The sequence below is a fragment of the Nocardia noduli genome (assembly GCF_019038455.1).
GTDB classification, from domain to species: domain Bacteria; phylum Actinomycetota; class Actinomycetes; order Mycobacteriales; family Mycobacteriaceae; genus Nocardia; species Nocardia noduli.
In genome coordinates this window covers 1-12527 of the sequence record NZ_JAFMPL010000008.1, presented here as the reverse complement: position 1 = coordinate 12527, position 12527 = coordinate 1, and the positions used below count along the sequence as shown (strand labels likewise).

The following is a 12527-nucleotide window of genomic DNA, read 5'->3' as shown; positions in this document are numbered from 1 at the left end:
GGATCGGGTGGAACATGCGCCCGGTTGCCGGGGCCAAGTTTGCCACTAGCGCGCAACTCGGCCCCGAACAGGTACTACTCGCCGGTCGCCTTGGCGATGATCTCCTTCGACACGTTGGCCGGAACCTCCGCGTACGAGTTGAACACCATGGAGTAGTTCGCCCGGCCCTGGGTCTTCGACCGCAGGTCACCGATGTAGCCGAACATCTCCGAGAGCGGAACCAGCGCCTTGACGACACGGGCACCACTGCGTTCCTCCATGGCCTGGATCTGGCCACGGCGGGAGTTCAGGTCGCCGATCACTTCGCCCATGTAATCCTCGGGCGTGATGACCTCGACCGCCATGAGCGGTTCGAGGATCACCGGACCGGCCTTGCGGGCCGCTTCCTTGAGGGCCTGCGAGCCGGCGATCTTGAACGCCATCTCCGAGGAGTCGACGTCGTGGTAAGCACCGTCGAGCAGGATCACCTTGAGGTTGACCAGCGGGTATCCGGCGAGCACACCGTACTGCATGGCATCCTGCGCACCGGCGTCCACCGAAGGGATGTACTCACGCGGGACGCGACCACCGGAGACCTTGTTCTCGAATTCGTAGTGCGCACCGTCCTCGCCGACGAACGGCTCGAGGGCGATGATCACCTTCGCGAACTGACCCGAGCCACCCGTTTGCTTCTTGTGGGTGAATTCGAGCTTCTCGACCTTCTTGGTGATGGTCTCGCGGTAGGCCACCTGCGGCTTGCCGACGTTGGCCTCGACCTTGAACTCGCGACGCATGCGGTCCACCAGGATGTCCAGGTGGAGTTCGCCCATGCCGCCGATGATGGTCTGACCGGTCTGGTCGTCCAGCTTCACCGAGAAGGTCGGATCCTCTTCGGCGAGACGCTGGATCGCGGTGCCCAGCTTCTCCTGGTCGGACTTGGTCTTCGGCTCGATCGAGACCTCGATGACCGGGTCCGGGAAGGTCATGGACTCCAGCACGATCTGGTTCTGCGGATCGCACAGGGTGTCGCCGGTCGTGGTGTCCTTCAGACCGATGACCGCGTAGATGTGGCCCGCCTGGGCCTCGCCTACCGGGTTCTCCTTGTTGGAGTGCATCTGGAAGAGCTTGCCCAGACGCTCCTTCTTGCCCTTGGTCGAGTTGATGACCTGGGCGCCGGAGTCGACCTTGCCCGAGTACACCCGGACGTAGGTCAGCTTGCCGAAGAAGGGGTGCACGGCGATCTTGAACGCCAACGCCGAGAACGGCGCGGTGACGCTCGCCTCGCGGTGGATGATCTCCTCTTCCTTACCCGGGACGTGACCGTCGGTGCCACCGTCGTCCAGCGGCGTGGGCAGGTAGTCGATCACGGCGTCGAGCATGGGCTGAACGCCCTTGTTCTTGAACGCCGAACCACACAGGATCGGGTAGAGCTCGGAGTTGACCGTCATCTTGCGGATGGCGCCCTTGATCTCCTCGATCGTGAGCTCTTCCTCGTTGGCGAACTTGTCGAGCAGCGCCTCGTCGGACTCGGCCACGGTCTCGAGCAGTTCCTGACGGTACTGCTCGGCCCGCTCTTTGAGATCGGCCGGGATTTCCTCGACCTCGTACTTCTCGCCGAGCTTGGTCTCGCCCTTCCAGACCTTCGCGTTCATCTCGACCAGGTCGACGATGCCCTCGAAGGTGTCCTCGGCGCCGATCGGCAGCTGGAGAACCAGCGGACGCGCGCCGAGGCGGTCCTTGATGGTCTGCACGGTGAAGTAGAAATCGGCACCGAGCTTGTCCATCTTGTTGACGAAGCAGATACGCGGCACGTTGTACTTGTCGGCCTGACGCCACACCTGCTCGGACTGGGGCTCGACGCCTTCTTTACCGTCGAAGACCGCGACGGCGCCATCGAGCACGCGCAGCGACCGCTCCACCTCTACGGTGAAGTCGACGTGCCCGGGGGTGTCGATGATGTTGATCTGGTTGTCGTTCCAGTAGCAGGTGGTGGCAGCGGAGGTGATGGTGATGCCACGCTCCTGCTCCTGCTCCATCCAGTCCATGGTGGCCGCGCCGTCATGGACCTCACCGATCTTGTAGGTGATACCGGTGTAGAAGAGGATGCGTTCGGTAGTGGTGGTCTTACCGGCATCGATGTGGGCCATGATGCCGATGTTGCGGACCTTGTTCAGGTCGGTGAGCACGTCCTGTGCCACGGAAATCTTCCCCGCTCGTAGCTAGTTGGGATCTTCTGGTACGAGACCCTGTTCGGGTCATCGCTATGTCAACGCCGGAAGCGACACCTGGGTGCCCCGCCCGACTGTATCGACCAGGCAGGTTCCGTCGGGTCCTACGTGGTGGCGACTGGCTGCCGCCACCGGACCCCGACCGTTCCTGCCGTGTGCCTTCCGGCGCCGACACCAGCGACGGGCCGGGATGGCATCACCAGCGGTAGTGCGCGAAGGCCCGGTTCGACTCGGCCATCTTGTGGGTGTCCTCGCGACGCTTGACCGAAGCGCCGAGGCCGTTGCTGGCGTCGAGCAGTTCGTTGGCGAGACGCTCGACCATGGTCTTCTCACGACGAGCCCGCGAGTAGTTGACCAGCCAGCGCAGCGCGAGGGTGTTGGAGCGGCCCGGACGAACCTCGACCGGCACCTGGTAGGTGGCGCCACCGACGCGGCGCGGCTTGACCTCGAGTGCGGGCTTGACGTTGTCGAGCGCGCGCTTGAGGGTGACGACCGGATCGGTGCCGGTCTTCTCGCGAGCCTGCTCCAGCGCGCCGTAGACGATGCGCTCGGCGGTGGACTTCTTGCCGTCCAGCAGGATCTTGTTGACCAGCTGAGTGACCAGCGGCGACCCGTAGACCGGGTCGTTGATCAGCGGACGCTTGGGTGCGGGGCCCTTGCGTGGCATATCAGCTCTTCTCCTTCTTGGCGCCGTAACGGCTGCGGGCCTGCTTGCGGTTCTTCACGCCCTGGGTGTCGAGCGAGCCGCGGATGATCTTGTAACGAACGCCGGGGAGGTCCTTCACACGACCGCCGCGCACGAGCACCATCGAGTGCTCCTGCAGGTTGTGGCCTTCACCCGGGATGTACGCCGTGACCTCGACCGCGCTGGTCAGGCGAACACGCGCGACCTTGCGCAGCGCGGAGTTCGGCTTCTTCGGGGTCGTGGTGTACACGCGGGTGCACACGCCTCGACGCTGCGGGCTCCCCTTCAGGGCCGCGGTCTTGGTCTTGGAGACCTTGTCCTGGCGACCCTTGCGGACCAGCTGGTTGATGGTTGGCATAGACCGGCTTTCCTTATTAGTAACGCGGTGTCTGGAACTTCATGTCTGTTCAGTTGGCGGCATTCCCGGGTCCTGGGCTCGCGCCCGTCGGACCGACGTTCATCCCGCTTTCATCGAGCCTTCACTCGCACGTCCGACCACGTTTCTCGCGTCCCGAGGTCGGGCGTGTCGTGCGCCATGCGTATCCCGGAATCCAGGCACGCCGGAGAGGTCGGCCGCTTTCGCTGGCTTACGTCAGAGCACGAATTTGCCCGCAAGGTTCCGGGCACAGCGATCCACGATACTCGCGGTTGCGCTACAGGGTCAAAGTGGGTCCACGAGCGACACGCCTAGCGGGCCAGGTTCAAGGTCAGCTCGACCAGCTTCTTGGCCGCCGCGCACGGATCGGGATGGGACGAACCCGCCCGATAGTTGATCCACCAGCCCACCACACCGGTATCGGCGGCGCTGGCGGTGACACCGCAGGAGTCGGGATCGTTGGGCCTGCGCGTCTCCAGTGAACGTCGGCCCTGCACGGTGATATTCCCGGTCGTGTAGCCCAGTTTGTCGTTGGTGGCCTTCTCGTTGTTCAGCGACCCGATCTCGTACCAGTTCAGGGTGACCATGGCGTTGCCGCCCGGCGCGTCCTCGACATCCCACATGCACACCGCGCCGTTGAACGAACCGCTGACGTAGGTGGCGTCGCCGACCGCCTCGCCGATCTTCTCCGGTTCGACCACTTCGCATTCGCGCAGCAGCTTGTCGAAATTGGTGTTCACCGACTGACTTCCGCCCGCGGGGTAGGCGGTTCCCGAGATCGTCTGACCGCATCCCGCCGCGGTGGCGGCAAGCGCCAGCGCGGTGACCGCGATTCCCGCTCGTCTGCCGATCATCGCCACGCCTCTCATTTCAACCGCTGCACGGTCAGTTCGGCCAGCTTGTAGGTCTTGTCGCACGGATTGCCCGTGGCCTGGAAGATCCCGTAGGACATCGACCATTCGAAGAAATCGTCATCGAGCTGGATCGCCAGATCGCAGACCGTTCCGCTGGGGTCGAGCGCGCGCCAGCCGGGATGTCCGCCGACCTCGATGGTGTCCGGCGCGCGGCCGACACTGGTCACCCAGGCCTTCTCCCGATCGATCGGGCTGCCACGGTAGGAGGCGAAGGTCACGCTGGGCGAGGACGACCCGGCCGACTGCCAGTTGCAGCCCGTCGAATTCTTGAAGACGCGCGAGACCTGCCCGAGCCCCGCGATATCGCGCACTTCGTCGTCGGTGACGTGACCGCACTCCCCGACGAACGGGCCGAGCGAGGCCACCTTCGGCGGCGGGCGTAGCGGGGCGGAATCGCCCGAGTCACCGTCCGAGCCGCAGGCCGACAGCACCAGCGTCAGAGCCATACCGGTGAGGAGCGCCGACGAGATCCGCATGCCGTGAACTCTACTGTGTTCGGCGCGACCGCCTCCGGCGCCGCTGTCACCGGATCGTCGCTACACCACTGCGACATGCTCGCGATGCTCACCGTGCCCCCGATGGTCACCGTGCGCCCGCCCGTGCCCGCGCCTGCCGTCGCCGTGGCGCGCGGGCGGGTGCTGCCGGTGCGCGCCGACGGTCATGGTGACCAGGTGCAGGCTGCTGCGCGCGGGATCGGTCAGCGGCGGGACGAGCAGGGTCGGCATGCCGACGTCGACGGCGACGCCGTCGCGGGAGGGCCGGTCCCCCACCATCAGCGTGTGCTCGGCGCCGGTGCCGAGTTCGTCGAGCGCCAGCCGGAATATGGCCGGATCCGGTTTCTGGACACCGCGTTCGCAGGACAGGACGAAACTGTCGATGTGATCGAGCAGTCCAGCGCGGTCGAAGACCGGCCTGATGTCGAAATGGATATTGCTGAGCACGCCGATCGCGCACCCGTGTTCGGCGAGGGTCGACAAAGTACGCGCGGCGTCGACGGCGAACGGGTTGTAGGTGGGATCCGATTCGACGGCCCAGAGTTCGTCGGCGAGTTCGTCATCCAGGCCGGCCGCCGCGAAAACGCCGTAGTAGGTGTCGCGGTGGCGCTGGGCACTGGTATTGCCGAGCGGGGATCGTAGTCGCGTCAGCAATTCGGGCGTGTGAATGGACCGCAGCACCGAGGCGACGGCGAGGTCGTCGTGGTCGCGTCCGACGCGGCGCAGGGCCTCGCGGACCCAACCCGACGGCGTGAGTTCGCAGACCAGGGTGCCGCGCCAGTCGAAGACGACCGCTCGAATGTCATGGGCGCGTGGATCATCGGATGTGGGCATGATGGCGTGAACCCTACGAGCGCGCGGCGCGGAAACCGGAATCGGGCAGTGCCGTGCGGACATCCGGCTAGAGATTGCCCCTGGCGTCCTGTTCGCGTTCGATCGCCTGGAACAGCGCTTTGAAATTGCCCTTGCCGAAACCCAGCGATCCGTGCCGCTCTATCAGTTCGAAGAAGACGGTCGGACGGTCCCCGACGGGTTTGGTGAATATCTGGAGCAGGTAACCGTCCTCGTCGCGGTCGACCAGAATGCCGCGTCGCCGCAATTCCTCCACGGGAACTCGCACGTGGCCGATCCGGGCCCGCAATTCCGGATCGGAATAGTAGGCGTCGGGGGTGTCGAGGAATTCGACACCTTCGCGGCGCAGGGCGTCGACACTGTTCAGGATGTCGCCGGTGGCCAAGGCGACGTGCTGGACTCCAGGACCGCGATAGAAATCGAGATACTCGTCGATCTGCGAGCGCTTCTTGCCGACGGCGGGCTCGTTGAGCGGGAACTTCACCCGATGATTCCCGTTCGCCACGACCTTGCTCATCAGCGCCGAATACTCGGTGGCGATATCGTCGCCGACGAATTCGGCCATATTCGTGAAGCCCATGACGCGGTGGTAGAACTCCACCCAGCGATCCATCATGCCGAGTTCGACATTGCCCACCACGTGGTCGATGGCCTGGAACAGCCGGGCCGGACGGCCCGCGCGCGGCTCGTAGCCGGAACCGCGCGCCACGTACCCGGGCAGATACGGCCCGTCGTAGCGCGACCGATCGACCAGCGTATGCCTGGTCTCGCCGTAGGTCGCCAGGGCGGCGAGGCGCACGGTGCCGAATTCGTCGCTCTCGTCGTGCGGTTCGACCAGGATCGTCGCGCCGTGCGCGCGCGCCCACTCCACGCATCGGTCCAGCTCCGCCACCTCCAGCGCGATATCCACCACGCCGTCGCCGTGGCGATCGTGGTGGGCGACCAGTTCGCTACCCGGATCGACCGCGCCGCGCACCACGAAGCGGGCCGCGCCGCTGCGCAGGACGAACGCCTTGTGGTCGCGGTTTCCCGTCTCAGGGCCGGAATAGGCCTCCAGCGTCATGCCGAAGGCCGATTGCAGGAAATGCGCGGTCTGGGTGGCATTGCCGACCACCCAGACCAGGGCGTCCCAGCCGATGACGGGAAACGGGTCGACGTGGACGTCGTGGTCGACCAGATCGACGAGTCCGCGCGGTGAACCGGCGGAGGGCAGCTGTTCGATGGTCATGCGACCAAGGAAATCCCGGCCGACCACCGCTGGGCAACCGACCGCGGTTTCGGTGGGCAGTGTGGCGAATTCGACTAGCGGAACACCGATTATGCTGGACAATTCGACTAGCACGGGCCGGATGGCCTGCAACCGCGCCCTCGCCCCACAGGAGGCTGTCATGTCTCGAACACCGGCGAAACTGGACGAACTCGATCTGGCGATACTCGCCGCGATGCACGAGTACCAGAAGGCGGGAATCCTGGAATTGTCGCGCCGGACCAAGGTCGCCCGCGCCACCGTCCAATCCAGGATCGGCCGGATGGAGGAGTCCGGCGTCATCGCCTCCTATGATCCGCAGATCGACGTCACCGCAGCGGGTTTCGATGTCCAGGCATTCGTCACGCTGGAGATAGCGCAGGGCGCGCTCGACCTGGTCGCGGCCGAATTGGACGCCATCCCCGGGGTGCTGGAGGCGTACGCGACCACCGGCACCGGCGATGTCCTGTGCCGGATCGGCGCGGATTCGCACACCGGATTGCAGACGGTGCTGCTCAGTATCGATCGCACCAGTTCGGTGGTGCGATCGCACAGTGTCATCGTGCTGTCGACGGTGGTGCCCCGACGGTCGTTGCCGCTGCTGCGGACCCTCGCGCCGACGCACAGCAGCAAGGCGCCCGCGTATCGGTCGTCCGAGTGACCGGCCCACGCGGACATTCCGCGCCCGCGACGACGGGAACCCGACCGATTCGAGGGACAATGTCCGCCGTGCTCGTCAGACCCGCAGATCCTCCCCCGGTTCGAGTATCTCCACGCTCGGTTCCTTGTCACCCTCGGTGAACGCGAGCAGCGCGTGTGCCTCGGCCTCGACATCGCGGCGTTCGGCCGCCGACCACTCCCGGTTCGGCGTGATCCGCAATCGCGCCGCGGGCCCCTTCGGGAAGACCTTGTACAGCCCGGCGACGTAACCGTCGAGCAGCACCGGTGCGACGGCGGTCGCGAACGCGCGCAACGGCGTGCCCTGGCCCTGCGGGACGATCCTGGTCCGGTCCTGGTGTGCGAGCACGGCGTTGTCGTACCACCCGAGCAGGCGCACCGGCGCGGGCAGATCCGGATCGGCGAGATCGGCGTCGGCGAGGTCGTAGAGGGTGCGGCCGCGATCGTCGGTGTAGGTGCGCAGCCGATCGCCGAGGGTGTCGAGCGCGGGTTTGATCCCGGTGAGTTTGGACCAGGTCTGCATATCCGCGGTCGACGCGGGACCGAACGCGCGCAGATAGCGAACGAGCAACTCCGCCAACGGATAGCCCGTCTCCAGCGGCGCGCCCAGCCACGGTTGCACCCGCGACCAGATCGGCCTGCTGTTGTTCTTCCACTTCCCGCGCGGCGGGGTCTGCAATACCGGCAGTTGGTACAGCCACGTCTGGAGCACGGCTCCCGCGTCGCGGTCCGGGTAGAGCCGCGCGGCCTCGGCCCGCATATCCGCGGCCGACATCGGCTCGTCGCCCAGGACCGCCTCACCGTGCGCGCGTACCTCGTCGGGGTCGAGTCCGACCATCGCGCCGAAGTTGAAACCCTTACGGAACGGCGCCTTTTCGAGTTCGGGCTGGATATGCGGCGCGATGCGCAGGGCGTCGGGCGGGGTCACCAGGTGAATGGTGCCGCGCATCAGCGTGATCCGGACCAGGGAACGCTCATCGAGTCCGGCCGATACCGTCTCCGGGTCGAAATCGGCTATGCGGCTCCACAATCCGGTGAACGGCGGGGGAACGTCCTGGGCCTGGAGACCGATCAGGTGGTCACACATCTCGGCGACGGTCAGCGCCGAGCGTTCCAGCAGATGCTGGCGGGCGAGCAGGGTCCGATTCAGCACCCGATTCGACAGCTTCATGATGGGATCACCGTACCCGCGGGCCGATTCCGCGACGAGGGTGATCGGCCGCGCCGGACCGATCACCCACCGCGATCAGCGCACCGCGACGACGACCTTGCCCTTCGCCGTGCGGTTGTCGAGCGAGGCGACGGCGGCCGCGGCGTCTTCGAGCGGGTGGACCACCGGCAGCGGCGCCGCGATCTTGCCCGACGCGAGCAGCGGCTCCACCTCGGCCCACTGTTCGCGCAGGTAGCCCGGATGCGTCAGCACCCATTCGCCCCACGCCGCGCCGGTCACCTCGACGTTCTTGAACAGCAGGCGATTCACCTTGACGGTGGGGATCTCGCCTGCGGTGAATCCGACCACGAGCAGCCTGCCCGCGGGCGCGAGCGACCTGACGCTGTCGGTGAAACGGTCACCGCCGACCGGATCGAGCACGATATCGACGCCGCGTCCGCCGGTCAGTTCCTTCACCGCGGCCAGCCAGCCGTCGGTCAGCACCACGTCGGTGGCGCCGTTGGCACGCGCGACCTCGGCCTTCTCCTCGGTACTCACCACGGCGATCACCCGGCCCGCGCCGAGCGCGACGGCCATCCGTGTCGTCGAGGTGCCGATCCCGCCCGCGGCGCCGTGCACGAGCACGGTTTCGCCCGGTGCCAGCCTGCCCCGGGTGCGTAGGCAGAAATGCACCGTCAGATCGTTGAAGAGAATGCCCGCCCCGGCCTCGAGGGAGATGTTGTCCGGGAGCTTGAACACCATCTCCGCCGGTGTCACCGCGACCTCGGCGACCGCGTTGCCGAGCATGGTCAGCGCCACCACCCGGTCGCCCGGCGCCACGTGCGAACCGTCGGGAGCCTCGCGCACGACACCCGCGACCTCGCCGCCGACGACGAACGGGAGGCCCGGATCCATCTGGTACTGCCCCCGGGTCATCAGCACGTCGGGAAAGGCCACCCCCGCCGCGTGCACATCGATGACGACTGCCCCTTCGTATCCGGCGGGCTCCGCGATCTCGACGATCTCGATCGCTTCCGGACCCTTCAGTTCGGCGACTCGGGCTGCACGCATACGACGACCTCTCTGTCCACGACGCCACCGCGGCGTCGCGATCCAACCTATCCGCGGCGGCGCACCGCACTCAACGAGCCGCGCGCACGGTCACGAGTTCATCAACGAGAGGCAAACTCTATCATCGTCTCACTCGCGACCGTTCTGCCGTTCTGCACCACCGTCAGGCTCGACGGCGAGATCACGTACCGGGTGCCGTCCTGCGGATTCGTCACGGTGAAACCGCCGTCGCCGGTCGGCACCGGGTCGTCCAGTTCGATCCCCAGGTTGTCGCTGTCGCGCGCGCCCTTGTAGTAGTACCTACCCGCGCCGGTCCGGCAGACGACGATCCGCGATCCCGTGGTGCGGCCGATCGCGTACGCCGGATTCGCCGCGTTGCACCGCGGACCGCCGACAAAGCCCTGTCCGTCGGTGCCGCCGACCGAACCCGTCAGCGGCGGTGCGCTCTCCTTCGTCGTGGTCGCGGTGGGCGACGCGGTGGTCGTACGCACCGACGCGGCCGACGAGGTCGCGGCGTGCGACGACGCGACGGCGGTCGGCGTGGAGACCGGGGTCGCCACCGGCGTCGGATCCGGGTCGGGCGACCACAGCCACCACATCACGATGACCGCGACCAGGACCAGCACCGACGTGCCGAGCGCGCCGACGAGAATCGGCATGGCCCGGCCGTCGCCGTGGCGCGCGGGCGGATACGCCGGTGGAATGGGCAGCGGAGCCGACGGGTGCGTACGCGGGGCACTCCGGCGCGTCGGATGGGGCCGCGAGATGTCGACGGGAGGCGCGGGCCGCGTGTACGTCGGCGCTTCCCGAGCGACATTCGCCGCCGCGACCCCGTGATCGACACGGTCGAAGGCCGCGCGGGCGGCGACGGCCAGCTCACCCGCCGTGCGGTAGCGCGCGCGAGGGTCTTTCGCCATGCCGCGTGTCACGACCGCGTCGAAGGCGGCGAGTCCCGGCTCGCTCGTACTCGGGCGCGGCGGCGGCAACATCTGATGCGAGTGGATGGCGACCGGGAAACTGTTGGCGGGAAAGGGCACGGCGCCGGTCAGGCATTCGTACAGCACACAGGCCAGCGAGTAGATATCGATCGCGGGATCGGGGGTGTTCTTCTCCTCGACGAAACGCTCCGGGGCCATGTACGCGAAGGAGCCGATCGCGCTGCCGGTGCCCGTCAATTGCGCGTCGGAATGGGAATACGCGATGCCGAAATCCACCAGATAGGCGAAGGAGTTGCGCGTGATCAGGATATTGGCGGGTTTGATGTCGCGGTGCACGAGTCCGGCCTCGTGCGCGGCGTCCAGCGCGGAGGCGATCTGCTCGATGACCGAGACGGCTTCGGCGGGAGCCAGTCTGCCGTGCGAACGGATGTGATCCTTGAGGTCGTGACCGGACACCAGTCGCATATCGATGTAGAGGACGCCGTCGATCTCACCCCAGTCGTGCACCGGAATGACGTGCGGCTCTTGCAGTCTGGCGGCCGAACGCGACTCCCTGCGGAACCGCTCGACGAATTCCGGATCCCTGGCGAGACCGACATCGAGCAGTTTGAGTGCGACAGTGCGCTTCTTGGTGGTGTCGAAGGCCTCGTAGACCTCGCCCATCCCGCCGACACCGAGTAGACGGCGCAGTTCGTAGCGCCCGAATCGAGAACCCACCCTGGACCCCGTGGCCATTCACTCAGGCTACCGCTCCGGCCGCGGCCGCGTCGGTCCCGTGGAAATCACCGGTCGCGAGCTCCGTCCTCGGAGGGCGCGACACGCGCTTCCGGCGAACACCCGGCGACGGGAATACCTGTCGGTAGAGACGGCTCGACGCGAGGGTGTGACGTGAGCCCCGTAAAGTCGTCTCACAACAGCACCGCAAGAAAACGCGGCACACCGTGCAGCGCGAGGAGCACAAGTGTCACTCGATCAGCCACTCGCCCCGCTTCCCCAGGAGGGCATGGGCTTTGCTTCGGCGTGGCCCATCCGGGCTGGTGATGTGGATCCGTACGACCGACTCCGGTTCGACAGCGTCGCCCGCTATTTGCAGGATATCGCCTGGGAGCAGCTGCATCGGACCTCGCTGCACCGCACCGATCCGGTGTGGATCGTACGTCGCACCGTGATCGACGTCATCCGGCCCATCCAGTGGCCCGACGAGGTACGGATGCTGCGGTGGTGCTCGAGTATGTCGACGCGGTGGACCAATATGCGAGTGCGGATCACCAGCGAGAACGGCGGATTGATCGAGACCGAGGGGTTCTGGATCAATATCAGCGAGTCGAGCAACATGCCCGCCAGGATCAGCGACGAGGGCCTGGCCTACCTGGCTCAGACCACTCAGGAGCACCGGCTGCGGTGGCGGCCCTACCTCACCGACGCCACCCCGCCGGAATCCGATATCGATTTGCCGTTCCCGGTGCGTGCCACCGATATCGACCAGTACAACCACGTCAACAACGCCTGCTACTGGCAGGCGGTGGAACAGTTCCTGGTGGAATACCCGAAACTGGTCGCCGCTCCGCACCGCGCGGTGATCGAATACGTCGCGCCGGTGCTGGCGCGTCAGCATGTCTCGGTGCGCGCCCGCTACGAACCCGGCGACCGGTCGGGACGACCGGTTCTTCGCCTGTGGTTCGTCGTCGGCGGAACGACGACGACGGTCGTGCGGATCATGCCGCTGCCGTAGGCAGTGGTCCCCACACGCGGACGCCGGCCGGATCACGGGATCCGACCGGCGTCCGGCTTCGTTCAGCCGCGTGCGGCCTTGAGCAGATCCTCGCGGGTGGTGAGCTTGACGCGGGGGCGTCCCGCCGCCTTGCCCGCGGTCTTCTCGGCGGCGTCGATGGCCTTCCAGCCGTCACGGTCGACGA

12 protein-coding genes are annotated in these 12527 nt (G+C 66.6%); 2 read left to right on the top strand and 10 right to left on the bottom strand.

Going from position 1 to position 12527, the window contains the following annotated elements; genetic code table 11:
* Positions 1-74: 74 nt before the first annotated feature.
* The 7 genes from fusA to hppD all read right to left on the bottom strand — a co-directional run bounded on the left by fusA (position 75) and on the right by hppD (position 6756).
* Positions 75-2177: an elongation factor G gene (fusA, locus tag JZ792_RS07535; protein WP_109528797.1), complete on the bottom strand. Its 2103-nt coding sequence runs from the start codon at positions 2175-2177 to the stop codon at positions 75-77.
* Positions 2178-2403: 226 nt separating this feature from the next.
* Positions 2404-2874, bottom strand: a complete 471-nt coding sequence (rpsG, locus tag JZ792_RS07530) for a 30S ribosomal protein S7 (protein WP_040739280.1) — start codon at positions 2872-2874, stop codon at positions 2404-2406.
* 1 nt (position 2875) lies between these two features.
* The gene (rpsL, locus tag JZ792_RS07525; RefSeq protein WP_109528798.1) at positions 2876-3250 is read right to left on the bottom strand and encodes a 30S ribosomal protein S12; all 375 of its coding nucleotides are present in this window, start codon (positions 3248-3250) and stop codon (positions 2876-2878) included.
* A 329-nt stretch (positions 3251-3579) separates the two neighbouring features.
* Positions 3580-4122 carry a DUF3558 domain-containing protein gene (locus tag JZ792_RS07520; protein WP_254189463.1) on the bottom strand — a complete coding sequence of 181 codons (543 nt, stop codon included), beginning with the start codon at positions 4120-4122 and terminating at the stop codon, positions 3580-3582.
* Between the two features lie 11 nt (positions 4123-4133).
* On the bottom strand, positions 4134-4658 hold the full coding sequence (locus tag JZ792_RS07515; protein ID WP_216908225.1) for a DUF3558 domain-containing protein: 525 nt from the start codon (positions 4656-4658) through the stop codon (positions 4134-4136).
* 60 nt (positions 4659-4718) lie between these two features.
* Entirely contained in the window at positions 4719-5510 is a 792-nt protein-coding gene (locus JZ792_RS07510) for an HAD family hydrolase (protein WP_216908223.1), read from the bottom strand.
* Positions 5511-5577: 67 nt separating this feature from the next.
* Positions 5578-6756, bottom strand: a complete 1179-nt coding sequence (hppD, locus tag JZ792_RS07505; protein WP_216908222.1) for a 4-hydroxyphenylpyruvate dioxygenase — start codon at positions 6754-6756, stop codon at positions 5578-5580.
* 160 nt (positions 6757-6916) lie between these two features.
* Between hppD and JZ792_RS07500 the strand changes: the two genes are divergently transcribed.
* Complete coding sequence (locus tag JZ792_RS07500; protein WP_216908220.1) at positions 6917-7435, top strand: Lrp/AsnC family transcriptional regulator; 519 nt, start codon at positions 6917-6919, stop codon at positions 7433-7435.
* A gap of 75 nt (positions 7436-7510) precedes the next feature.
* On the opposite strand, the gene JZ792_RS07495 is transcribed toward JZ792_RS07500, so the two are convergent.
* The 3 genes from JZ792_RS07495 to JZ792_RS07485 form a co-directional block, all read right to left on the bottom strand.
* A complete protein-coding gene (locus tag JZ792_RS07495; protein WP_216908218.1) occupies positions 7511-8623 on the bottom strand; it encodes a winged helix DNA-binding domain-containing protein in 1113 nt (370 codons plus the stop codon).
* A gap of 75 nt (positions 8624-8698) precedes the next feature.
* Positions 8699-9673 carry an NADPH:quinone oxidoreductase family protein gene (locus tag JZ792_RS07490; protein ID WP_216908216.1) on the bottom strand — a complete coding sequence of 325 codons (975 nt, stop codon included), beginning with the start codon at positions 9671-9673 and terminating at the stop codon, positions 8699-8701.
* A 101-nt stretch (positions 9674-9774) separates the two neighbouring features.
* Complete coding sequence (locus tag JZ792_RS07485; RefSeq protein WP_216908214.1) at positions 9775-11346, bottom strand: serine/threonine-protein kinase; 1572 nt, start codon at positions 11344-11346, stop codon at positions 9775-9777.
* Between the two features lie 226 nt (positions 11347-11572).
* On the opposite strand from JZ792_RS07485, the gene JZ792_RS07480 reads away from it, so the two are divergent.
* Entirely contained in the window at positions 11573-12343 is a 771-nt protein-coding gene (locus JZ792_RS07480; protein ID WP_216908212.1) for an acyl-[acyl-carrier-protein] thioesterase, read from the top strand.
* Positions 12344-12527: the final 184 nt, after the last annotated feature.